The 26189-nt window shown below is 39.0% G+C and carries 16 protein-coding genes; all 16 read right to left on the reverse strand.

Features of this window, described 5'->3' with window-relative positions:
* Window positions 1-81: 81 nt before the first annotated feature.
* Window positions 82-2709, reverse strand: coding sequence for a glycoside hydrolase family 3 C-terminal domain-containing protein (locus ACMGDK_RS04005; protein ID WP_436806735.1), 2628 nt, complete (start codon window positions 2707-2709; stop codon window positions 82-84).
* Window positions 2710-2901: 192 nt separating this feature from the next.
* Window positions 2902-5643: a T9SS type A sorting domain-containing protein gene (locus ACMGDK_RS04010; protein WP_436806736.1), complete on the reverse strand. Its 2742-nt coding sequence runs from the start codon at window positions 5641-5643 to the stop codon at window positions 2902-2904.
* Window positions 5644-5783: 140 nt separating this feature from the next.
* On the reverse strand, window positions 5784-8309 hold the full coding sequence (locus ACMGDK_RS04015; protein ID WP_436806737.1) for a glycosyl hydrolase 115 family protein: 2526 nt from the start codon (window positions 8307-8309) through the stop codon (window positions 5784-5786).
* A 68-nt stretch (window positions 8310-8377) separates the two neighbouring features.
* Window positions 8378-10321 (reverse strand): glycoside hydrolase family 97 protein, encoded by a 1944-nt coding sequence (locus ACMGDK_RS04020; protein WP_436806738.1) that lies wholly within the window; start codon window positions 10319-10321, stop codon window positions 8378-8380.
* Between the two features lie 6 nt (window positions 10322-10327).
* A complete protein-coding gene (locus ACMGDK_RS04025; RefSeq protein WP_436806739.1) occupies window positions 10328-11695 on the reverse strand; it encodes a glycoside hydrolase family 43 protein in 1368 nt (455 codons plus the stop codon).
* Window positions 11696-11720: 25 nt separating this feature from the next.
* Complete coding sequence (locus ACMGDK_RS04030; RefSeq protein ID WP_436806740.1) at window positions 11721-13109, reverse strand: glycoside hydrolase family 43 protein; 1389 nt, start codon at window positions 13107-13109, stop codon at window positions 11721-11723.
* A 23-nt stretch (window positions 13110-13132) separates the two neighbouring features.
* Window positions 13133-14011: an alpha/beta hydrolase gene (locus ACMGDK_RS04035; protein ID WP_436806741.1), complete on the reverse strand. Its 879-nt coding sequence runs from the start codon at window positions 14009-14011 to the stop codon at window positions 13133-13135.
* Window positions 14012-14098: 87 nt separating this feature from the next.
* On the reverse strand, window positions 14099-15718 hold the full coding sequence (locus ACMGDK_RS04040) for a glycoside hydrolase family 43 protein (protein WP_436806742.1): 1620 nt from the start codon (window positions 15716-15718) through the stop codon (window positions 14099-14101).
* A gap of 112 nt (window positions 15719-15830) precedes the next feature.
* On the reverse strand, window positions 15831-17549 hold the full coding sequence (locus ACMGDK_RS04045; RefSeq protein ID WP_436806743.1) for a glycoside hydrolase family 43 protein: 1719 nt from the start codon (window positions 17547-17549) through the stop codon (window positions 15831-15833).
* A 63-nt stretch (window positions 17550-17612) separates the two neighbouring features.
* Entirely contained in the window at window positions 17613-18887 is a 1275-nt protein-coding gene (locus ACMGDK_RS04050) for an MFS transporter (protein ID WP_436806744.1), read from the reverse strand.
* On the reverse strand, window positions 18887-19522 hold the full coding sequence (locus tag ACMGDK_RS04055) for a bifunctional 4-hydroxy-2-oxoglutarate aldolase/2-dehydro-3-deoxy-phosphogluconate aldolase (RefSeq protein WP_436806745.1): 636 nt from the start codon (window positions 19520-19522) through the stop codon (window positions 18887-18889). Before ACMGDK_RS04055 ends, ACMGDK_RS04050 begins: the two co-directional genes overlap by 1 nt.
* Complete coding sequence (locus ACMGDK_RS04060) at window positions 19519-20526, reverse strand: sugar kinase (RefSeq protein ID WP_436806746.1); 1008 nt, start codon at window positions 20524-20526, stop codon at window positions 19519-19521. The genes ACMGDK_RS04055 and ACMGDK_RS04060 overlap by 4 nt, the downstream gene beginning before the upstream one ends.
* A 4-nt stretch (window positions 20527-20530) precedes the next feature.
* On the reverse strand, window positions 20531-21949 hold the full coding sequence (uxaC, locus tag ACMGDK_RS04065) for a glucuronate isomerase (protein WP_436806747.1): 1419 nt from the start codon (window positions 21947-21949) through the stop codon (window positions 20531-20533).
* Between the two features lie 178 nt (window positions 21950-22127).
* Window positions 22128-22943 (reverse strand): SDR family oxidoreductase, encoded by an 816-nt coding sequence (locus ACMGDK_RS04070; RefSeq protein ID WP_436806748.1) that lies wholly within the window; start codon window positions 22941-22943, stop codon window positions 22128-22130.
* A 37-nt stretch (window positions 22944-22980) separates the two neighbouring features.
* Window positions 22981-24156: a mannonate dehydratase gene (gene uxuA, locus ACMGDK_RS04075; RefSeq protein ID WP_436806749.1), complete on the reverse strand. Its 1176-nt coding sequence runs from the start codon at window positions 24154-24156 to the stop codon at window positions 22981-22983.
* A 78-nt stretch (window positions 24157-24234) separates the two neighbouring features.
* The gene (locus tag ACMGDK_RS04080) at window positions 24235-26184 is read right to left on the reverse strand and encodes a RagB/SusD family nutrient uptake outer membrane protein (protein WP_436806750.1); all 1950 of its coding nucleotides are present in this window, start codon (window positions 26182-26184) and stop codon (window positions 24235-24237) included.
* Window positions 26185-26189 lie beyond the last annotated feature (5 nt).

The following is a 26189-nucleotide window of genomic DNA, read 5'->3' on the forward strand; positions in this document are numbered from 1 at the left end:
ATTTTGATTGTCCAAACAGACACTTCGACTCCGCTCAGTGTGACATTTCTAATACTAAATTTTAATGATGGTAATCCGTAATTATTTAACTTTCAACTGGATACTTTTTAAATCTGAATTTTTTGAAGTTCCTCCGTAGAAAATTGTATAATCTCCTGATTTTGAAACTAGATCATCTGCTTTTTCATCATAAAATTTAAAAGATTCTTCAGAGATGTTTAGCTGGATGTTTTTGGTTTCTTTAGATTTAATCAATTTTTTTTCAAAAGCTCTCAGCGTTTTTACGGGCGCTAAAGGATCATTATTTCTTTTCACATACACCTGCACCACTTCTTCGCCATCTCTTTCTGAAGTATTGGTAACCGGAATTGTTATCGTGATATTTTCATTAGAATTGATGCTGTTTTTGCTCAATTTAGCATTGTCATAGGCAAATTTTGAATAGCTTAAACCATGACCAAATGCATATAAAGGATCTTCAGTCATATAGCGATACGTCCTTCCCTTCATATCATAATTCTCAAAACCCTGATGCTTGCTCGTTGTCGAAAGTGCATTATCCAATTGTTCAAGATTTTTGTAAAAAGTAATTGGTAGTTTTCCGGATGGATTGTAATCTCCCGCTAAAACATCGGCAACAGCGGTTCCGCTGGATTGTCCGCCGTACCAGGCATTCAGCAGCGCATCATAATTTTTTTCATCCTGCTCCAAACCAAGCGCACTTCCCGTGCACAGTACGAAGACAACGGGTTTTCCTGTTTTCCTTAATTCTGCTAACAGTTCACGCTGAACTTTCGGAAGCTCTATTGAAGTTTTATCACCACCTTTAAAACCTTCTGCATTAACCATCATTTCTTCCCCTTCAAGACTTGGTGACAATCCGCCGACAAAAACAATTATATCAGCGTCTTTTACTTTTTCTTTTACTGAATTAAAATTCACCGGATCTTTTCGGTACACTTCGAAATCAATGCTTACATATTTTCCTTTCTGGCTGTGTCGGAGCTCGACCTGATATTCCTTTCCTTTCTCCATTGTCACCGGAAATTCCGAAGGATGTCTTGCATCCGGACCTTTTCTGGTTGCGATTTCTTTGCCGTCAATCAAAAGCGTATAAATATCTGATGTTGAAGCAGAAAATATCACTTCACCGGAATAAGTGCTTTTAAAAATACCTGATATTCTTGCGGAGGTATTTTCTCTGGCAACTCCCGGAGCAAGCTGAGTTCCGCCAAAACTGCTGTAGGAAATCCTCGTTGTATTGACCGAAGTATTGACCGGTTTTTCTTTGAATTCATTATTATTAAAAAATTCAACCTTCATTCCCTTCTCACCGTTTTTCTGGCTTACAAAATTCTGGTAAAGAGTTGTTCTGGATGATGGATCTGTCACCTCGCTTCCTTTTTCGTAAATAATTTCTGCGTTTGGAAACTTGGTTTTAATTCCATCCAGAATCGTTACTGTTGAAGAAGGCGTTCCGTTGTAATTTCCGAGCTGCATAATTCCGTCGTCGGCATTAGGACCTACAACGGCAATTTTTTTTATATTTTTATTTAAAGGCAGAACATTTTTCTCATTTTTCATCAGTACAATAGACTTTTGAGCCATTTTCAATGCCTGTTCTTTATGTTCTTTAGAATCTACCGTAGAATAAGGAATATTGTTCCAGTGAACGGAAGATTTGGGATCGAGCATACCTAATTCAAACCAGCCTTTGAGGATCCTCCGCATGGAAATATCAAGGTCTTTTTCGGTAATTAATCCGCTTGCCAGAGATTTGTTAAGATTATTGTAAGTATCTCCGCATTCCAGATCTGTTGAATGTTTTAATGCATCTGCAGCGGTTGTTTTTTCGTCAGGATGTGTTCCGTGGTATTTTTCCTGATAGAAATCGGCCAAAGCCCAACAATCTGAAACCACCATTCCGTCGTATTTCCATTTACCACGAAGAATTTCATTAAGCAACGTATTGTTTGCACAACAAGGCTGGCCGTCAAAAGCATTATAGGCACACATTACTTCTCTCACATTTCCTTCCAAAACCAGTGCTTTAAAAGCCGGAAGATAGGTTTCATAAAGATCTCTCCTGGAAATTTCAGCATTATAGGAATGCCTGTTCCATTCCGGACCGCTGTGAACGGCAAAATGCTTGGCACAGGCATGGGTTTTAAAGTATTTAGGATCATTTCCCTGCAAACCTTTTACGGCAGCAACGCCCAAAACAGAGGTTAAATAAGGATCTTCACCATAGGTTTCCTGGCCTCTTCCCCATCTCGGATCTCGGAAAATATTGATATTTGGGGTCCAGAATGTAAGACCTTCGTAACGTCCGGTTTTATGAGCTTCATCGAAAGATTTATTGTATTTCGCACGAGCTTCGTCAGAAATCATTTCAAAAGTTTTGAAATGCTCTGAAACATCCCATGTTGCCGCCATTCCGATTGCCTGCGGGAAAACAGTAGCCGTTCCTGCTCTGGCAGCACCGTGAAGCGCTTCGTTCCACCAACCGTAAGCCGGAATTTCAAGTCTTGGGACAGCCCTGGAATTGTCCATCATCATTCCAATCTTTTCGTCAACCGTTAATAGCCCTAAAAGGTTTTCAATCCTTTTTTCAACCGGAAGACCGGGGTTTCGAAAAGGATATTTGAAATTCTGAGCATAACTAAAGGTACAGACCACAACTGACAGGGTTAATAAAATTTTGTTCATATGGCTAATTTTAAAGCAGTCTTTTATCAAAATATTTTTAGTATTACCATTGAATATTGCTTTCCAATATGATAAAGACAAAGATAAGATTCTATTTTAATAAATGTACATAATACACTTAATATAAAATAAAAAAGGCTACCTGAAAAGGCGGTAACCTTTTTAGAGGAATTTTTAATATAATCTTTGAGATTATTGTTTTATAAATTTCCTTTCAATGGTTTTTCCTGAGTTGGATATCTCAATAAAATAAAGCCCTGCAGGAAGTTTTGAAACATCAATTCTGTTTCTTCCTTTAGTTAGCTTTGCTTTATTATAAATTATGCTTCCTCTCGAATTATTGATAGAATAAAATGCATCATCCGATTTCCAATCAATAAAAATTTCTGTTTTGGCAGGATTTGGATAGAGGAAAATCTCGTCTTTTGCTGTGATTAACTCATCAGTCTTAAGTGTAGCAAAACTTAACGGAAGAACATTATTGGTATAGGTATTATTTTCAGTAAGATATCCCTGGAAAGGACTGACTAAGGGCTCGTTACCCGCCGTTACCTTATAAAAACCTGTCACTCCGCTTTCTGTTTTCAGCACATATCCTCCTGCAGCTACTTTTACAGACTGATAAACGCCGTTTATCTGGTTGACCGTAATTGCTTTTGGTGTAGATACAGCACCTGATCCTGTGAATGTCTTGCTTCCTGTAGCATTGATCAATACAGGAGTATTAGCAGGAATTATCCCGTTGGAAATCTGTGAACAAACCACATTTCCGGAACCGGGCTGCATCATGTATGCGGTAACTCCGGAAGGAATGGCTGACTGGAAAGGTAAAAGAACGATCCCATACCCATTAAAAGTTCTTGTGTACGTAGCAGAATTTGCTGTAAAACCAAAAGGCACCTGAAAATCTTTACCCAGATCCGAAAGAGTCATATTCTGACAGGAATTGCCTGAAATTACATTTATATTATTATTGCTGACGCTTCCGTTAACATAAAAAATACTGTTGCGGTTGGCAGAGGCATTGCTCCAGGTGTCTGTAGAAGTGTTTCCTGTAACGTCTCTGAAATCAATGGATGTATAAAATTCATTTTCGAGTGCATCCATAAGATTGCTGTCTGTAAGAGAGTAAGCCGCTGCAAATTTTGAAGCCCTTTCATTACCAACATTGAAATAAACATCACCCAAAGTCAGGGTAAGAATGGAACTGTAATTTCCGCTTCGAAGCCCGATAATCCCTTTGCAGCCATACGGAAGAACCGTTCTGGAAATATCAAATACCAGATTGAAACTTCCGGAACCCGGAGCAGGAAATGCTACACTGCCATAATTATGAGATCTTACCGTTCCGTTGCTATCAACATAATACAATGTCGTATTGGATGAAGTCGGCAAGTTGCTTGTTGTATAATTTAGTACATTAAAAATTAACTTGTTGTAACGGTCGTTCAGATTTAAATATCCGCTGTTGGCATCTGTGTTTGAGCTTATTAACGGAGTTGAATTATAGAAGGTAACTGTTTTTCCGCTCAGTTGATAATTAGTACCAAACGATGAGTTGGTTGGAACCTGAGTTTCAATTTTATTATAATGAACATCACCACCCGTCATTAATGATGCCGGTCTGTCGCCACTTTTATTAAAAACAAAAGTCATTACGCTCGAAGGACTCACCTGAACTGTCGGGCGGAAACTCGCCGTACTGAAAGAGAAAGGTGATGAAGCCATATTCAAGGATTGTGAAGTAGTTGTCTGTACTCCTGAAGTTGTAAAGAATGGCAAATCAACTTTAAGATCATATGTGCTGGAAGAAGAATTAATAACAACAAGGGTAATCTGGTTACCATTCAGCGAAATATAAGAAGAACCTTCCAAAGTTCCGCTTGAGGTTTCCCATTTGGCATCAATTCTGGTTTTTCCCGTAGTATTTTTAGCATATTGGGATAAAATATATCCTCTTTTGGTCATATCTCCGGCAACGGTTCCGTATGAGCCATCTCCCATCAACCCATAAAATCTTTTTGAGGCATAATGAATCCACGCATTTACATTTCCAAGCAATGCATTATTTACACTTCTTGCAAAAGTGAAACCATCTGTATTCCATGCGAAGTCCCGTGGAGCCGAACTATTTGAAGAATTCCAGTTGATGAGATATTCTGTCTGCCATATTTCTTTGTTATGATTCTGAAACTGCTTGTAAACAGACTGCATCGAACCATATTGATGTCCTCCGTACACCTCAAAATTCGCCATTACCGCAGGATCTAAAAACGCACTGGCAAAATTATCTGTAAAACCTACACTTTCCGGCGCAATTACTTTACAGTTAATCAGCTGACCATAGTTTTTTACAAATGTTGCAATTTGCGCCGGTGTCCAGATACATCCCTGGTATTGTGCCATTTCATCGGGTTCATTTTGTATCGAAATATAATCCAGTGTAACACCGTTATTTTGCAAATAGGTTACAAAACTGTTGAGATACAAAGCATAATCCTGATATTTTTCCGGCTTTAGATAACCGATTTGCTGCACACCGTTTGGATCGGTATATACTGCATTAACGTGATTATTGGTTTTCCATTCGGCAGGCATTGTCCACGGGCTTGCGAATATAGTCAGTCCCATAGATTTGGCGAGCTGAGCTGTTGCCAGAGCTGCACTCCAGTTGCTGCTTTGCTCGGGAATATAAAGGCGCATAATGTTATATCCTCCTTCACTGCCTGCACCCCAAAGTTTTTGGATCTCTGTGGTAGTCATATGGTTGTATCCAAACTGCGGACTGCAGACAAAGCCGCCGAAGCCTGTTATTTTCTGATAAGCAATATTCTTATCAATTTTTACTTTTGCCTGTAGATTTTGTGCATTCAACTGTACTGAAATTGCAATACCTGTAATCACTACAAGTATAAATTTGAAGATTTTTTTCATAGTAATAAGTTTTTAATTGTGATATGAATAAGTTTAATGAAAGGCTAAGGTTATTGTAATTAATATCTCAGGTCTTCTCTCTGAAAATCTACCTGTATCATTATCATTCAATCATCAATTTTCAACAATTACGCTCTTCATTATTGTCCTGAATATTCACTTTCAGGCGCTCCCAGATAACTTGGTTTGAGACCTCCGGTATCAATTAATATTTTCTCAAGTACAATTCCCGGTTCCAGAACCCTCAATCTCAATGTATGTTTCCCGGGTTGGGAAATCTGGTGTTTTGTAATTGATCTGATCATATGCTCCGATTGCCATCTTCCCAATTCGCCTTTATAATGCCCGTTAAAGTTTACAGTTTGCGGAGTTTCACCGTCAAATGAAATCTCGTAGCGCAATCCTTTGTTGTGATTGAAATTTAAAGTTGGGGCTAACAGCAGCTGTATTTCAAATTGTCCTTTGGATTCAAAATTAATATCGTATTCCAGGTACATATTTTCACTGGCTTTCGGATAGGCATTTTGTGGAAAAGTCGTAACTCCGGATTTTGTTTTCCCGAAGCCAGGGATGATTTCCCAATGAATCCTGTCGGAATTATTCATTCTTGCAAAATTTTCCGCTTCAATGGAAACGTAACCATTTTTTTCTGAAAACACTTTTTCTTTCGGTACATCTGCTTCAGAAACATAAGTCACTTCAGGCATTATATTTACTTTTCCATCGAACCAGTTGTTGTATCCAATCTTCATCTGATCCATCATATGCGTCCATTTTCCGTCGGCAATTTCATTGTTATATTTATTGTCGAGATAAGCATTTCTTTCAAAACATTCTTTCACTTTATCAGCATAATAATTGGCTTTGATATCTTTTTTGGCAGCCAATTCTTTATTTTTAGCCACGGCATAATACATTTCATATAAGTTGCTGCACGCATCAATCGGGTATAGAACCAACTGATAATAGGCATCCTGATATTCTGCAGGAATACGGTCTTTCAAACGTAATGCATCAGCTGCCAGCGCTCTGTAATCATTCATCACTGTTTCAAATTCATTATAATTTTCCAGACTGAATGTTTTGCTGTCCAGCGTTTCCGGTGTAACCCGTCGGTTATATTGGGCATATAGATTAATCATCCGGGCAATTTCCTTTGAATGTTTCTCACCAAACTGCTGTGTAGCCCATTTTTCGGTATATTCCAGAAGGTTTTTAGCATTAAACTGTTTCGGGTTCCAAGCCATTTCCAAAAAAAAACTGATCGGAAATTCCATCGGCTTTAGGTCGCCCACATTGACTACCCAGACTTTGTCGACTTTATGCTCATAAGAAAGATTCATCTGTTCCCATACCCTCTGTATGGGACTGATATTAATCCATTTTGAATTTCTTGGGCCTCCTACATAATCGAAATGATAATACATCCCGTAACCGCCTTTATGCAAAGGCTTTGTCAGATCCGGCAGCTTTCTCACATTGCCCCAGTTGTCATCACAAAACAGCAGGATCACATCATCAGGAACTCTCATTCCTTTATCATAATAATCCTGGACTTCTTTGTATAAAGCCCAGACCTGAGGCGTTTTTTCCGGTCGTTTCCCGGTGACAGCTGCAATAATTTTACGCTGGTCTTTTACGATTTTTTCAAGTAAGGAAATATTAGTTCCCTCTCCCATTGCTTCATCACCATCGCCACGCATTCCGACCGTAACGAGTTTTTCCCAGCTTTTGCTTCTCACGATTCCTGCTTTCCAGAATTCCTGCAATACTTTGGCATTTTTAAAATAATCCCAGACATTTGGAAGGTTATTTCTTTTGATATACCGGTGCCAATCGGTCTGTGCCTGCGCCATCGGCTCGTGGTGAGAAGTTCCCATTACGATTCCCATTTCGTTGGCTAATGGCCCGCTCAAAGCATCATCGTCATAAAACGCTTTTCCCCACATTGCAGGCCAAAGGTAATTGCCTTTCAACCGCAGGATCAGTTCGAAAACCTTTTCGTAAAATTTTGAATTGATGCCGCCAAAAGTTGCTCTTGCCCAACCACCAAGCGAAGGTTCTTCATCATTCAGGAAAATCCCGCGGTATTCTACAGCAGGTTCTCCATCGGTATATATTCCTTTTTTGAAATATAAATTTTCTTTCGTTTCAGCCGGAACATCTGCCCAGTAATTCCAGGGGGAAACACCAATCTGTTGTGAAACTTCATAAATTCCGTAGATGGTTCCTCTTTTGTCGCTTCCTGCAATCACAATGGCTTCCGAAACTCCCGGAAACGGATTGCTGATATTCTGAATGATGTATTTTTCTGTTTTCCCTGCCAGTGATTTTCCATCGATCTTTTTTTGTTTAATTAAATCATCAATTACAGATTGGGTTCCGACAGTTCCGATGATAATTAAAGGAGAACTGATCCCGGAAATCTGGTTCAGAATGTTGGGTTGCTCACCTGTGACTTTCTGAAAATCAGATTGCAGATTTTTTGCTGCTCTCATTATTCCTGCATCCATATTAGCATCTGCATACAAAGAGATTTTTACTGATTTGTCTTTCAGAAGAATGGCATCACCGGTCTTTTCTGTTGTGATAAATCTTTCGGTTGCCTGCACATTACAACAGAGGTTCAATAATAATATGGTAAGAAATATGGTTAGTCTTTTCATGATTTTTATTTATTGGATTGGATACAAAACATTTATAAGTTTAAAATCTACGGTTCGTTTTACTTCACTCAGTTTTTTAAAACAAATCCGCCATTTGGCTGGATTTCGATATCGTATATACCTTTTTTACTGATGGAGACCGGCTTTGTGAAAGAGTTTCCAGCTTTATCATCATTAATAAGATTCACATTTTTACCTGCCAGCATCGGGAGGTTCAGTGTAAGCTTTTTAGACGTTTTTTCCGCGTTTACACCAACGATATACCATTTATCATGATGCCTTCTTGCGATGACTAAATATTTTCCGGGATAACCGTCTATGAAAACCGTTTCATCCCAAAGTGTCGGAATATCTTTCATAAAATCAATCTGGAATTTTGGGGCATCAGTCAGGTTATTGGGCATAACTGCAAACATCTGAACGGGATTTTGAAACAAAACCGCTGTTGCCAACTGAAATCCGTCTGTTGTATGTCTTTTATTTTTATCCTTGTTTGATTGGGTTAAAAATTTATTGAGAAAAGTACCGCCAAATTCCATGCTCCCGACGGTATTACGGATAAACGGATGTAAGGTGGCAAAAAAAGCTTCCTGCTTACGGACATCTTCTGAAAAGTACAGCATTTCTGAAGCTAAAACAGCTTCACTTCCTGCATAATTCGGGTACATCACTTCCCAGCCTCGTGGTAAAGTGGCGCCATGGAAAATAATGGTTAATCCGAAATCATTAGCATCAGACAAAATATCTTCGTACAGACGCATGGTTTCCTGTTTGTCTCCGCCAAAGAAATCGACTTTCAGGCCTTTTACGCCGGCTTCCTTTAACCATTTCATTTCCTTTTTCCTTTCTACAGCATTGCTCATTTTGTTTCTTGGTCCCATCGGTGCATCGTTGGCAGCTCCGTTGGAATTGTACCAAAGCATCACACCCACATTTTTGGATTTCGCATACTGAACGAGTTGTTTCATCCGCTCTTTCCCTATATTTTTATCCCAAAGTGCATCGATCAAAATAAATTCATATTGCAAAGAAGAGGCAAGATCTATGAATTTCACCTGATCATCATAGTTCATGCTTGCATCCTGCCATAATATCCAGCTCCAGGTAGAACGCCCAAACTGATATTCCTGCGAAGGATCATAAAGTGGTTCTACCACATCAAAAGGAATCGTAGTTTCTACAATCGGTTTTAAAGAATTTCCTATCGTAATGGTTCTCCAAGGTGTTTTTCCCGGAAGAGAAACCGCTGCTCCGGAACTTCCGAAACCATTATTTTCCGCCATATTTGGATAAGCTACCTGATAAAGATTCTTTTCTGAAGTAGTGCTGAGATGCGAAGCGCAGTACAAACTGGTCACACCAGTCTCCGAAAGCAAAACCCAGCCGTCATTTCCGATATGAAAAAGCCCTGGGAAAACATAACCGTAATCGGCTTTAATTCCCAATTCTGCATCCGCTTTGTATCCGCTTTCGTAGCTTGGTGCTGTTCGGGCAAATCCACTCATCGGCTTCATCATCGGTGAGAGAAATGTCGTGGTTTTTGTCGGGAATCTATATCCGGTAACTTCCGACTCTACAACCGCACTGAAACGGTCTTTCATTGACGGAATCTCATAACGGAAAGCAATATTATTATCGCTAACCTGAAATTCAATTTCAAGATCGAACTGATCTGCATTCATAAAGCTGACCATCAAAGTATTGGCCTTATACTCAACTTCAGATTTTTTTATTTTTTTGTTACTGTATTTTTTAGAAACAACATCTTTTTTGCTGTTGATGAATTTTAAATTCTTAGAAAAATCAGATTCATTGGTGATCAACCCCAACGGAGACTTGTCGAGCATTGTTTCTCCCTGAAAACTTACAGAGTATAATGCTTTTCCTTCTTCTGAAAATACATTCAGCTTCAATTTGCCATCCGGACTGGAAATTTCAGCAACTTGTGCTTTAACTTCTGATAAAAGACAGAAAATTATTAATGACAGAAATATGAGTGTTCCTTTTTTCATTTTAAATTATTTTGAAAACATCCAATAATCGAAAAACATAATATCTTTTTCCGCTTTGCCATTAAACACGAAATAAAGACTGTGAATGCCTGTAATTTTGTTGGACAGATTAATTTTAACTGTTTCAAAACGGTCGTCTCCGCCAGTCAACGGAACTTTTACAGTTGCGGCAATTGGTCCGTCCAAACTGTCTAAACGGACGTCCATCGTGACACCGCTGTTATGCGTAGTTCCAACACGGGCTGAGAAAGAAGATGCGCCTTCTTTTCTAAAATCAACATTCTTTATACTGGTGTAAGCACCATTCTTCTTTGCTTTAATGAAAACTCCCGTTGTTTTGTTCTGATAAGATTTTACGTTCTCCGACCAGGCTATCATTTCCGCCTGATTGAATGAATAAGGATTAATGGTTGCAATAGCCTTCGTAATGCCGTTAGTCATTTTAAAAGGTGAAATAGAACCGTCTTTATTAAAATTAAGCTCCTGAACGCTTACCGAACGTGTAAATCCACTTCCGCCCGGCAATGCACCGTTGTGGTAGAAGAAATACGTTTTTCCTCTGAAATCAATAACTCCGGGATGATTGGTAAAGGATTTTCCTTCCGCAGGCATTATGATTCCGCCATATTTCCAAGGACCTTGTGGGCCTTTACTCGTCGAATAGCCAATAAATTCAGGAAGAGGACCGCCCGGCCAAAACAGATAATATAAATTTTTACGTTTGTACAGCCACGGACCTTCTTCGTATTGGGTAGGTCTTTCTGGATTTCCTTCTCTTTTACCGAAAGATTCTTCGGCCATCGGAACCTCAACAATATCGCCGGAATAGGAAATCATATTTTCGTTCAGCTTCACATATTTAAGTTTAGGATTTCCCCAGTACATATGCGCCTGACCGTCATCATCAATGAAAACTGTGGGATCGATATCTCCCCACTCGCTCTGAACTAAAGGCTTTCCCAACGGGTCATGAAACGGGCCAAAGGGGCTGTCAGCAACGGCAACTCCAATTGCGCCTTTGTTATTCGTTTTGGAAATCATCGGCACGTATATGAAGAATTTACCGTTCCTTTCGATGCACTGTGCTGCCCATGCATCACGTTTTGCCCAATCGAAATCGTTGTAGGAAAGGATAACGCCGTGATCGGTCCAGTTCACCATGTCATTGGTAAAAAATACTTTCCAGTTGTTCATGGTAAACCATGTAGAATCGTCTTCATCGTGGCTGGTATATACGTAGAGCCTGTCATTGTAAACCATTGGCGCCGGATCGGCAGTATAAGCTGTCTGAATGATGGGATTTTGAGCAGTTACAATTCCTGTACAGCTCATCAATAAACTACTTATTATAAACTTTATGGTATTATTCTTCATTTTAAATATTTCTATGATGAACACTTTAATTCGAAGTAAATTTCCACCAATCGAAGTAGAAAAGGTCTTTGCTCCCTTTAAATACAAAGTACAAATCGTGAACGTCTTGTATATTTTTTACTGGGGATTTAATCGTTTTGAAGAGGTCGCCTTCGCCTTTTCCCGTTACCTGAACAGTTCCTAATAACGCTCCGTCTACAGCATCTGTATGTATTTCTATGCTTCCACCGTTCATTGAGGCAACCGATATTTCCAGGAATTTTGTTCCTTTTGAAAAATCAACACCCTGAACTTTGATATGATCTCCATTGTTAATCGATGAAACTACCATTCGGTCGGTAATTTTTTTACCGGTATCGTAAGGATTGTTCCTTTCCCATTCGGTCATTTTTTCTGTTTTTAAACCTTCACTGTAAGCAATAGTTTCTGCTTCTACTTTGGAATATGGATTCAGGGTTGCTATTCCTTTTACACCTTCCGGATTCCAAAACGGTAATTTCTGAATCGTGCCATCGGCATTGTAAATCATTTCGCTCACACAGACAGAACGACGCTCATAATGTTTGCTGATAGTTTGTTTCCCTAAATTGTAATGGAAACCGAAAACGTAAGATTTTCCTTTATAATCAATGATTCCGGGATGATTTCCGTTGGAACGTCTGTCGCTGTCCATAATCATTCCTTTAAATTCCCACGGCCCGGTTGCAGATTTGCCCATTGCATAACCAATTCCTTCCGGACAGCACGTTGAAGCATAAGCCATATAATAATTCCCGTTGCGTTTCCAAGCCCAGGGACCTTCCTGATAATGAAAAGGATCGGGAGAGCCCTTCACTTTGGCAATCGACGGATCTTTTACAATAGGTCCGTCAACAGAAATCATATCTTTATTGAGCTTCACAAACCATAAATTAGGATTTCCCCAATACAGATAAGCCTGTCCGTCATCATCAATAAGAACCGTCGGATCGATATCGTCGCTTGAGTTTTTAATGAGCGGTTTGCCGATAGGATCTTTAAAAGGACCATACGGACTATCTGCTACCAAAACTCCGATTCCTCTTTGTCCGGGCATCGGGCAATACATATAAAACTTGCCGTTTCTTTCTATGACCTGAGGCGCCCAGGCTCCATTTTCAGGCTCGGCCCATTTAAAATCCTTTAGGGAAGCTACAATACCGTGATCGGTCCAGTTGACCATATCAGTTGAAGTGTACAGCAGCCAGTCTTTCATTTTAAATCCAAATGCATCATCTTCGTCGTGACTGGTGTACAGAAAAACGGTGTCCTTATGCACCATTGGTGCCGGATCAGCCGTAAATTTTGTTTGAATGATGGGATTTTGGGCAGAGAGTGATAATCCTGTTAAAACTAATCCGATATTCAGAACATACTTTAAAACCTTTTCCTTCATGATTTTGATTTTAGATTAGTTCTTTACTGATTGGGCACAATGGTAAACTCAAAAAATTTGCTTTTGTCAACAGGCTTAAACAACAACTGCGAAAAAATATATAAATCATTTTTCCAGACTTTGAAATCGTGACCGCCCGGTTCTACATAAAAAATGTGAGGAATATTATTTTGTGTCAGATAATCGCTTGTCCTTTTACTGAAAGGCATCAGCCTGTCCTGATCGCCGCAGGAAATCCAAAGGAGTTTTAATTCTTTAGCTTTGGCAGGATCTGGAAGAAGCTGTTGAGGTTCTTTGGTATTGGGAGCGGAAGAAAAACCGCCTACCCAGGCAAATTTATCTATATTTCCTAATCCAAAATTCAGGGATTGTCCGCCACCCATTGACAGTCCGGCTATTGCTCTATTTTCTCTGTCCTTTTTTACAGGATATTTTTTTTCAATGAAAGGAATAAGATCGTTCAGCAAATCTTTTTCAAATGTGGCAAAAGCTTCCACTTTATCTTTTGCCATAATGTCTCCGGTTGCACGGTCGTCTTTCATCGCTCTACCATTAGGCAAAACAACGATCATTGGCATTAGTTTTCCCTGGCCATACAGATTGTCAAGAATATTTTGGGGAGTGCCGTTTCGGAACCATTCTTTTTCGTCTCCGCCAATGCCGTGAAGCAGATACAAAACCGGATATTTAGTTGCTTTTTTGAAGCCCGGAGGCGTATATACCAATGCTTTTCTTTGGGTTCCTACTGTTTTTGATTCATAGGTTACAGTATCAATTTTCCCGTGGGGAATTTCTTTCTTTTCAATATCAAAAACTTGCGGTGCTAGTTTATCAAAAGCTTGTGCAGAAACAAATATTCCTGACAAGATAAAACCTAAAGCTAATACAAGAGAATTTTTCATAATTTTTATTTGTATTTTAAACACTTATTAATTCAGATAAAAAAATAATATCCACAGGAACTATTTTTTTCTTATTTAATCTATTATTTATTTTATGCCTGAAGAATCCGTTATTCTGAAAAAATCAACATCTACAAAACCTCCTGTACTTTTTGTGGCATAATTAAAAACCGCGAATTTAGATCCCATAAATAATCTTCTGTAATCGAAAATCATTTTATAATCTTTTTCCATAAGCGTCCAGTTTTTTTGGTCGGTGCTGTAAGAAAAATCAGCTAGATCTTTTCCAAGATTAAAATCAGCTTCAATACGAAGATAAACTGTGTTTGAAGTGAGAGGAAAACGCTTCTTTTCTTCTTTTCTCACTCCTAAAATGGCTTTTGTTTTGTTATCAAGACTGACTTCATTGGTAGAAAATGTGATAAATTTCTGATTGCCTTCTTTTATAACTGAAAGTAAGCCGGAATCGCCGTTAAATGCACTGAAACCTGTGACATCGCCATCCTTCATTCCTCCTAAATCTAAAGCAACAACAGCGCTGGATTTTGGGCCTGTCATTCTTTGCGTCAAAGTATTCGGAGCAGCGTAAAGGTTGTCTACCACACGACTTGTTTTCAGTCTCATAAATCCTTTCCTTTCGGATAATGACCAGGCTTCGTTTACAGGATTATGGTTCCACTGCCACTGGATTTTCAGTTTTTTATCTGAAAATTCATCGCTTTCTACGATATTATTTTTAGGCTTAAACGGAGGAAGCGGAACTTCACCATTCAAAGGAACTTTTCCGTTATCTCCCAAAACCGGCCAGTCATTTTCCCATTGTACGGGAATCAAAACCGGGACACGTCCCACTCCGCCTCTGTCCTGGAAAATAAGCGAATACCAGTTGCTATTTTTGTCATCAATCAAAGCGCCCTGACCTGCGTAGGAAAATCCTAAAAAGTTGTCTTCCAGAATGATTTTTTTCTCATAAGGTCCAGTCACTTTATCTGCTCTGTAAACTTCCTGGCGACGTTTTTCACCTTTAGGCCAGGAAATCATCATCATATAATATTTTCCGTTTCTTTTAATAATCTGATTACCTTCTAAAAGTCCGGTTTCCGAAGAATCTTTCTGAAAAACTTCAGTTCCCTCAGGATTTCCGATGACTTGTTTAAAATCAGAACTTAATTCAAAAACTTTGTTTGAGGTGAAAACATAAACTCTGTCGTTATCATCAAAAAGCAACGAAGCATCGTGAAAATGTCGGGTTCTGGCCATGAGTTTCCAATTGCCTTTTTCAGGATTATCTGTTACATAGAAATAGGATTTGAAAGGCTCATCATTCGGAGAAAACAAAACGTAATATTTCCCTTTGTGATAGCGGATGGAAGATGCCCATTGCCCTCGACCGTAAACTGTTCCGTTAAGTAAATCATACTTAGAATTATCATTCAATGTATTGAAGACATAGCTTGCCATTTCCCAATGTACAAGATCTTTGGAATGCATGACCGGAGCTCCCGACATCAGGTGCATGGTGGTACTGATAAGATAAAAATCATCACCGTTTCTGGTCACTGATAAATCAGGAGCGTCTGCCCAGATAATGGGATTGGTAAATGCTGTCGTCTGCGGCTTCTGAGCAGGATTTACCTGGGCTGAACAATAATTCAGCCCGATAAACCCCAAAAAAGAAACTATATAAAACGATTCTTTAGTTTTCAAAATTTTAATATTTTGATTGGTTATTTAAATTTTTTATCTCGCAGATTTTATGGGTTTGGCAGATGATTGTATTATTAAAATCGGCTTAATCTGGAGCTTATCATTTTTAATGTTAATTAGGTATAATATCATTAGACGAAGTGCTGTACAAACCAATCAAACTTCCTGTAAAACCACCTGCAACATCGGTAGAAAGAATATCTCCGGAAACGGAACCTCCAAGGTTTTTGAAGTTTTTGCCATCCAGAGAATAATTAAATTGATGTTCATCTTTTTCACCAACGACTTGTAATCTGACCGTTTTTGAAAGCGAAATCTTTTCGCTGGCCATCAGTTTTGATTCTCCTTTTTCTGTTCTTTCCAAAACAATGTAAAAATCTTTGCCTTTTTTTGTGATTCCGAAAACATAGTTGAATCGTTCGCTTTGATAGCAGGTAATTCCAGCCAGTTCTTTTTCTGATTTCGGCTTGAAATCCAGCGTTACAGAAGTTTCAAAGTCTTCATGCTGCAATCTGTGGAATAATGCCGAAACCGGAGCCAAAGCTTTGATATTGGTATCAAAAGGATTTATTTTGACTCCGTTTTTAGAAGCACTGATGAAATTTTCACGGGGTCCGCGCATGGCGATCCATCGGTAATCCAGGCTTTTATCTGTCAGTTTATCATTGTACGTGAAGTTTCCGTTAGGGAAAAATCCGTTTTGTCCGGTGTGATTTTTTACGCCTTGCGGTAGTTTCAATTTCGGTTTCATTGGTACCAGTCCGTTTTGGAACACAGGATACGTTCCGCTCCAGTCCACCGGAAGAATGAAAGTTTCGCGTCCACTGTTCACTCTGTTGTTTACATTGGGACGAATGGCTAAAAAGACACCATAATATTGACCCTCAGGAGTTTCTACCAAATCTGCGTGACCTGCCCAATCTACTTTATCTTTTCTGTCTTTTGGGAAATACCGCTGTGTCAGAATCGGATTGTTATTCGCAGGAATGTATGGACCTTTCGGAGAATCTGACATAAAAATAACTTCGCTGTGATTACCTCCTGTTCCGCCTTCTGCACACATCAGATAATATTTACCATTCTTTTTATATAAATGTGGCCCTTCTATCCAGATCGGTTTTTGGGAAAGATCGACGCCTCCATTCACAATAATTTTATCTGAACCTGCTACAACCTGGTCTTTTTCCAAATCATAATCACACATTTTGATCACACGGTGACCGTTGTACTGCTCAGTTCCTTTCGGCGGTGCATCATTATGAACAATATAAGCTTTACCATCATCATCAAAAAAAATGGAAGGATCGATACCGTCAAAATTCAACTTTTGCACTTCGCTCCAGCCTTTCGCAGGATCTTTGGTTTTCACGACCATATTCCCGATTCCACTGGCAATCTGCGTGGTGATCATATAAAAAGTATCGTTGTGCTTATTATATTTGATATCCGGAGCATAAATTCCTTGTGAAACACCTGATTTCTCGACTTTCAATTGAGAAGGCCTGTCCAGAACGTGACCCACTTGTTTCCAGTTGACCAAATCTTTTGAAGTGAAAATAGGAACTCCCGGAAACATTGAAAATGAAGAATTTACAAGATAATAATAGTCTCCTTTTCTGGTAATACTCGGATCCGGATAGCATCCCTGAAGAATAGGAGAATAAAATTCGTCTTCTTTCAAAGGGTTGTTTGTGTATATTTTATCATTTCCACGATAGGAAAAGTCTGAGAAAGTCTGTGCTGAAACGTTGGCAAAAGATAATAAGGCAACAGCAGCCATCAACGTTGTTTTCTTTTTTAAAAATATCGGATTCATTGTTCTCTGTCTCATAGTATATTTTAGTTTATTGTTTATTTTTAATGTGTTACGTTTTTTCCAAAATGAATTTGATCTTTACACTGGTTTTCTTCTGTTGATCAACCAGATAATTCCCCAAGCCGCAACGTAAGAAACACCGGCAATAAAAAATATGATGTTGTATCCGCCGTTGATGTTTCCTGCTTTTTTGAAGGTATCCAAGACAATTCCGATGAAAAGCGGAAAAATAATTCCTGCTGCTGAACCGAGCATTCCGCCAAAACCGATAACCGAACTTACATAGTTGTTAGGTAATTTATCTCCAACTGTGGTCATCAGATTGGCTCCCCAACCTTGGTGTGCTGCAGTGGCGAAAGCAATGATGATGGTAATCAGCCACATATTGTCTACATATTTTGAGAACATTACCGGAACGACCATCAACGCAAACAAGAGCATTGTCAAACTTCTGGCTCTTCCGATGGCCCAGCCTTTTTTAATTAAAAATGAGGAAAGATAACCACCACCGATGCTTCCAATCGTGGTTCCGCTGTAAATAATAATTAACGGAATGGAAGGTTTAGTCATATCCATCTTGAATACGTCTGAAAAATAAGCCGGCAACCAGAACATAAAGAAATACCAGATTGGATCGGTCAGAATTTTTCCGATGGCAAATGACCAGGTGACTTTGTATTTTAATATTTCAGACAACGGAACTTTGGACTGTTCTTGTGTTTTTCCGTCCTGATCACTTTTGATGTACTGTAATTCTTCCTGGCTCAGGTTTTTGGCTTTCTCCGGAATTTTATAGAATCTCCACCAAAGTATAATCCATAATAGACCTAAAGCCCCGATCCAGACGAAGGTTTCCCGCCATCCGTAATGTCCCAGAATGAACGGCACAAGAAGCGGTGCTAAAATGGCTCCAACCGTTGCTCCGGAGTTGAAAATCCCCGTTGCCAAGGCTCTTTCTTTTTTCGGAAACCATTCTGCAACAGATTTTATCGCTGCCGGAAAATTTCCTGCCTCACTGATTCCGAGTGTACTTCTCGCAATGATAAATCCAACGGTGCTTTTCACAAAACCATGTCCTATGGAAGCAAGGCTCCAGACAATTAACGAAACGGCATACCCTATTTTGGTTCCTACCCTGTCTATAAATCTTCCCATCGCAAGATACCCGATGGCATACGTTGTGGTGAATGCCATTACAATGTAGCTGTAATCTTTTTCGTCCCAACTGAACTCTTTTTCAAGAACAGGTTTCAGTAAACCCATTACCTGACGGTCGAGATAATTGATCGTGGTAGCGAGAAAGACCAAAGACAGCATCAACCATCTTATGTTACGGTTTTTAGGAGCCTGCATTAGTTTTGATTAAGTTGTTGTAATAAATTCTGAACTTTTTCGGTGAGCTGTTCTGATGTAAAATCTGTTCTGATGAGTGAACTTCCTAAACCGACAGCAACGGCGCCACCTTTCATCCATTCTGTAATGTCATCAAAGTCAGCATTGATTCCTCCGGTCGGCATAAAAATCATTCCCGGAAAAACAGGTTGAATGGATCTGATATAATTTTTGCCTAAAGCATCTGCCGGAAAAACCTTCACTAACCGAAGTCCGTTCTGAAATGCTATATTGACATCGGAAGGAGTAAAACATCCTGGAATTAAATTGATATTTTTTGCAACAGAATGTTTTATCAGTTCTTCGCTAATAACAGGTGTAATGATAAAATCTGCTTTTGCATTGGCATAATCATCCATTTCCTTTATATTTTTCACGGTTCCGATTCCCAGTAAAAGTTCTGGAAATTCGTTGGCAGACATTTCTTTTAATTCAGTAAAATTCTCCAATGCCTGAGCACCGCGGTTGGTATATTCTATCACCCGAATTCCTGCTTCGTACAAAGCTTTTACGGTATTTTTTGAAACCTCAAAAGATTCATTGTAAAACAACGGAACTATTTTCTGGTCTTTTATTTTTTGTAGTATTCCTTTCATAATTTTTCAATGTTAATGCTGTCATTAATGATATCACCCTTTACAAAAAGCTTTTTGAAAGCGACTTTCGTAGCATCTTCTAAAATCTGCTGTAAGGAATTTCCTTTTAAAGTTCCGTGAATCAAAGCAGCCATAAAGGAATCGCCGCTTCCTACTCTTTCCTCAATTTTTGTTGAATGATAATGTTGTGAGATCAGAAGCTTTTCATTAGCAAATAAAGTTGCATAATAATTGACTTCTTCGCTGCCCGTAAAGCGGAATGTATTCGCTATTATTTCTACGTTGGGATATATTTTCTGAATTTCCAGTGCTGATTTTTCAGCCTGTTTCAGAAGGTTTTTGTCGTCAAAATTCCCATTCAATTCATATTCAATCGGAATTTCCAAAAATTGTTGAATGGACCAGATGTTTCCCATCAAAACATTGACAAAAGGCATCAGATTTTTTATTTTATCTGAAGGATTTTTGCCCTGCCACAGTATAGCACGGTAATTCAAATCAAGAGAAACCGTGATGTTTCTGAACGCTGCCTCTTTCATTAAATCCAGACATTTCTGATAGGCATTTTCACTCAATGCCGGCGTAATAGTGCTGATGTGAAGCCATTTTACCTCCGAAAATACCTCATCGAAACCAAATGTTTTAAAATCCGACTGTGTAAAAACCGAAGGAAAACGGTCGTAAACAACAGATGCGTTCTGCATATCGCCATCCGAAGAGAGGTAAAACGTTCCGATTCTGCCGTTACTTTTCTCAGCAAGCACCTGAATTTCTTTATTTTTGAGCTGTGATTCCAATTGGCTTCCCAGAAAATTTTCAGGCAAAGCTGAAAGAAGTTTTACGGGATTATTCCATTGTGCAAGAGCTGCAGCTACATTATATTCGGCACCGCCCACGAAAATCTTCAGAGATTGGTCATTGAGCCAATTTCCTTCGGAATCCGGAGCGAAATGCAAAAGCAATTCTCCGAAACATACTATTTTATTTGAAAATGAATCTTGCATTGTATTAAATTTCAAAATAATTTTTCGTGTTGTGATAGCAGATATCCTGAATGATTTTGCCCACCCATTCTTCGTCATCGGGAAGCAATCCCCTTTCGATCTCGCTGCCGAACATATTACACAAAAGCCTTCTGAAATAATCGTGTCTTGAGAACGACAGGAGACTTCGGGAATCGGTCAGCATTCCGACAAATGTGCTGATGAGACCAATGTTGGAAAGTGTGTTCATCTGCTTTTTCATTCCGTCTAATTGGTCGAGAAACCACCACGCTGCACCAAACTGTACTTTGGACTTCATTCCGCCTTCATTAAAATTTCCTGCAAGTGTCGCTAAAACTTCATTGAAGGTGGGATTAAGGTTATAAATAATGGTTTTGGTAAGTTGTCCGGCAGAATTCAGTTCGTCCAGAAGAATGCTCAATCTTTGTGCAAAGTATTGTTCGCCGATTGCGTCATAACCAGCATTAATACCAATTTTACTAAGCATTAAAGAATTATTATTTCTGGTTGCTCCCACGTGAAACTGCTGTACCCAGCCTTTTTCAGCGTACATTTTGCAAAGCTCTTTTAGTAAGTAACCACACAACGCTTCCGGATTGGAGAATGTTGGATTATTTCCTTTTAAAAATTCTGAAAATTCTTTTTCTAATTCCAGATTCCATATTGTGGTATCGGGAAAATATTCAAACCCGTGATCGGCAACCTTGGCTCCTGCTTCTGCAAAATAATTGATTCTGGATTGAAGCGCATTTAATAAATCGGAAACTGATTCTATTGAAATTCCACAAACATTTTCAAGTTTTTTTATTCCTGAAAGATATTGTTCCGGATTGATGATATTGATGTAAGAATCCGGTCGAAAAGCAGGTAAAACCTGAGCTTTAAAACTGCTATTTTTTAATGCTTTATGATAAGCCAAATCATCAGCAGGATCATCGGTTGTGCAAAGTGCTTCCACTTTGAAATTCTGAATGATGGATTGTGGCAAAAAATCTGAGGTCTGCAAACTTTCATTCATCTGCTGATAAACAGAATCTGCATTTTTCGAGGAAAGATATTCTTTGATTCCGAATGGATTTTTAAGTTCCAGATGAGTCCAGTGAAATAAAGGATTTCTAAGCGTATACGGTACAACTTCCGACCATTTTCTGAACTTTTCCAAGTCTGAAGCTTTGCCGGAAATGAATTGCTCATCAATCCCGAAATTTCTCATTGCCCGCCATTTGTAATGATCACCAGCCAGCCAGATCGCCGCCGGAGAACGGAAATTCTGATTATTTGAAATTACCTCGGGCTCAAGATGATTATGATAATCAATAATCGGCATTTCTTTCGCAAAGCCGAAATAGAGATTTTCTGCCTTTGCTGATTCCAGCAAAAACGATTCTCCGAAAACTTCTTTATTGTTAATGGAATGAGTCATTATTTAATTTAAAAAGGTTTAAGATTTTAATCTATTTCTTTAAAGGACATCTAATCCTTTGTAGTAATCTCCTGAGGAGGTTCTTATTAATTTCAGATAAAATTTTAAAAACAAGACCTTAAGTCAATCAGTTACATCATTAAGGCCTTGCAACTATATGAAGAAAAAACAATTCATCTTAAACACCGCTGAATGCGCTAAAACCACCATCAATAGGCAATAATGCACCCGTGATAAAGCTTGCGGCATCTGAACAAAGGAATTGGACGGCTCCGTTGAGCTCATCGGCATTTCCGAAGCGTCCCATTGGGGTTTTAGCGATGACTTTTTTGCTTCGATCAGTTAAAGAACCATCCGGATTCAATAAAATCGCCCGGTTTTGATCTCCGATAAAAAATCCGGGAGCAATTGCGTTGACACGAATTTTATCGCCAAATTTCAACGCTAGATCCGAAGCGAGCCATTGTGTAAAATTGGTAATTGCGGATTTTGCTGCTGAATAACCAGCAACTCTTGTAATTGCAGAATAAGCCGCCATTGAGGAGATATTCACAATACTTCCATTTCCCTGTTTTGCCATCACTTTTCCGAAGACATAACTTGGATAAACGGTTCCGTTGATATTTAAATCGGTTACTTCGTTCCAGGCTTCCATTTTCAGGTCGAAAAAAGATTGGTCGGGAGCTAATGTTGCGGTAGGTATATTTCCTCCGGCAATATTGAGCAAAATATCAATTCTACCGTATTTTTCAAGGATTTTCTTTGAAGCAGCTTCAAGACTTTCCACATTCATTACATTGGCTTCCACAGCGAATGCTTCGCCTCCCAGATCTGTCAGTTTTGCTACCCGGATATTTAAAGTTTCCTGGTTTCTCCCCAATGCTGCAACTTTGGCTCCGGCTTCTATGAAACTTTTAGCCAGACATCCACCCAACACCCCTGAGGCTCCTGTAATTACGGCTACTTTATCTTTTATGCTGAATATTTCGTTCATTTTTACTTTTTATAATAATTTATTGCAAACCTTAGATTTAATTTCTTTGCAATTCTGACTGTACAGTAGCCATTACTCCTTCGATTTGTCCTAACGCAAGCATTCTTCCGAGAAATGAATATCCGGGATTGTAACCTTTATCAATATCGTCTGTCAGTAATCTTCCATGATCTATACGCATGGGCAAGTCCGGATTTTCTTTTTCAAATATCCGGATGACCTCAATCAATTTTCCTCTTCCACCCAAATGATGCGCTTCGATGAAATCCCCATTTTCAAATACATTGGTGCTTCTTAAATGGACAAATTTTGTGCGGTGAGCATATTTTTGGGCAAGTTTCGGAACATCATTCTGAAGACCTGCACTTAAAGAACCTGTACAGAATGTGAGCCCGTTGTGAGGATTATCGACAGCATTTAAGAGCCAGTCGATATCTTCTTCATTGGTTACGATTCTTGGCAGACCTAACAATGAAAATGGCGGGTCATCAGGATGCACACACATCTGGATATTCCATTTTTCGCAAACGGGCATTATTTTTTCCAGGAAATATTTCATATTCTGACGGAGCTGGTTTTTATCAATCCCATCATATAATGCCAATAAACTTTTGAAAATAGCTACCGGATTCTGGTCTCCTTCCTTAATGTTTCCATTAACAAAACCCTGTGTTTTTACAATGATCGAGTCTATCAAACCATTGTTATCTTCTTCCGTTAAAGTATTTTTTAATTGCTCTACTTTTTGAAGAATGCCTGAATTATAATCGTTTTCTGCACCTTTTCTTTGCAGAATATGAATTTCAAAATAAGCAAATTTGGCTTTATCAAAGTACAATGATGATGAGCCATCTTCCCACTGATAAAACAAATCTGTCCGAGCCCAGTCGAGAACCGGCATAAAGTTGTAACAAACTGTTGTTATTCCGGATTTTCCCAGATTTTCAAGACTCTGGATATAATTTTCTATTAATTGATCCCTGTTTTCGCCTCCGTATTTTATGGCTTCACTTACTGCCAGACTTTCTACGACAGACCAGCGAAGGCCGAAACTTTCTATATTATTTTTATAATCGTTAATTGCGGCCAACGGCCAGACTTCTCCGTTAGGGATATCGTGAAGCGCAGAAACAATACCTTGAACTCCAATTTGACGGAGCATCTCTAATTTTATTTTGTCTTTTTTACCGAACCAACGCCATGTTTTTTCCATAAATTTTATTTTCATTAAACAAAGCAGATGTAATGAATACATCTACTTTGCTTCTGTTAACATGAATGTTTATAAATATTAATTGTAACCAGGATTTTGGTATTTAGCCTTAATATCTGCAGAAACTTCCATAGCATCCAATTGTCCCTGAGGGATTGGTCTCAGATAATGAAATTTCTGGATATTACGCGTTACAGTCTGAGGAGTATGATCTCCATAAGCAGTCCCTGCAATTTTATACGTGGCTGCATATTCTTCCCACTTCTGTGTGCGTACCAGATCATACCATCTGTATCCTTCGCCATAATACTCACGGGATCTTTCTGCCAGAATGTAATCTATGGTAATGGTATTTGGTGTAGCAGCAATCATTGCAGCACTGTTATCCTGTACTTTTGCAACATTTCCGCTAACACTCCAAACCCATTTTCCTGCTCTGGCTCTGATTACATTAATAAGATCTCTGGCGCTGACAGATCCGGAAGCTCCTTTAACTGCTGCTTCAGCTGCCAGAAAATAAAATTCTGAAAATTTGGCGGCTACAAACGGACGGGTTAAAGTTGGATTTGGATATCCTAAACCGTTACCGTTATCTGTACGGTAAGTTCCTATTTTCCATATACCAGGATATACCACTCTGCTGATCCCATTTGGTGCCACTACCCAGTCTGCCCTTCCCGGAAGCGTTCCTGCTCCAATGTTACTATTTCCAGCATTGGAAGAGTACGTTGGCACTACAGAATCATCATTGAGAAACGTTAAGATGGCATCACCGGGATGCACGGGAAGATTATTAGCATTATACAAGGTAGTCTGAGTCATCCCTGCTTTGTCCCAATTACCACGGTAGGTGGTCACGAATGTTCCGTCATATCTGGAATCATTTGTTTTGTCTGCAAATGTATTTTTAATAACTTCAATAGTAGGAGCCATACGTGTCCAGGGACGTCCCAAATCTTGAGCTGCTGCTCTTTGTACCGAACTGACAGCAGACCATGATGTGCTGGAAGTGCTACTTCTGATATTAGGATAATTCCAGGTCATCATCCAGGCAGCAAAATTATTTGGAGACCAGCCATCGCCATAACTTGCCTGGATAACCCCTTCATTATAATAAGCACTTGTCTCTGTATGGTCTGCATACAGCATACATTCCTTGTTACGATCATTTGATCCCACATTTAAATTATAATAGGTAGGCTGTAAAGCATACGGGCCGGGACTGTTGATCCCGTCTAATGCAATATCATAAGCTTTTTGAAAGTACCATTGTGCATTATGGCCATCAGGATCTGTTCTTGATGCCTCCGGATAGGTTGGAACGCTGTTTGGATTTTGCAGCCACCATGCATACGTTAAGTAGGCTTTTGAAAGATATAATCTCGCAACATTTTTAGTAACACCGCCGGTCACTCTTGGGCTTGCAGGAAGGTTTTCAATGGCTTTGATCAAATCAGGGAAAATGGCTTTTGTATAAACTTCTGAAACCGTATTTCTAACTGAAGTGGTGGTTGGCGAAATGTTGAAGGCCAGTTCTCCTGAACCCAAATCTAGTGGTGCGCCACCGTAGGTCTGAACGAGTAAGAAATAATAAAATGATCTGAAAAATCTTGCTTCTGAAATCAGTGATTCGGATACATTAATTAACGGACCATTTTGTATAACCCCATTTGCAGAATTGATGGCAGGAAAAACAGATCCCCAAACCATACTTGTTGGGAAAGTTGAACTGTCAATATTCCCGTTATTGGACATATCCATAGCTTTAAAATTGCCGTCTGCATCTTTGCCCCAGGTTGCCTCATCAGTACCCGTCATGGTAGAATTTAAGAAATAGCCGTTTCCATACAGCATTCTCATTTGTCTATACAAAGACGTAACCCCCTGTGTAATTCCTCTTTCTGTAGTAAAATCTTCCGGTGTATAAATACCTCTTGGCTGTTCATCCAATATCTCATTACATCCTGTACTGAATGTTAATGATGCTAAAAACAGAGCAGCGATAAATTTTTTATTTAAATTGATCATGATTT

The sequence above is a fragment of the Chryseobacterium hilariae genome, from assembly GCF_051400735.1.
Classification (GTDB): Bacteria; Bacteroidota; Bacteroidia; order Flavobacteriales; family Weeksellaceae; genus Chryseobacterium.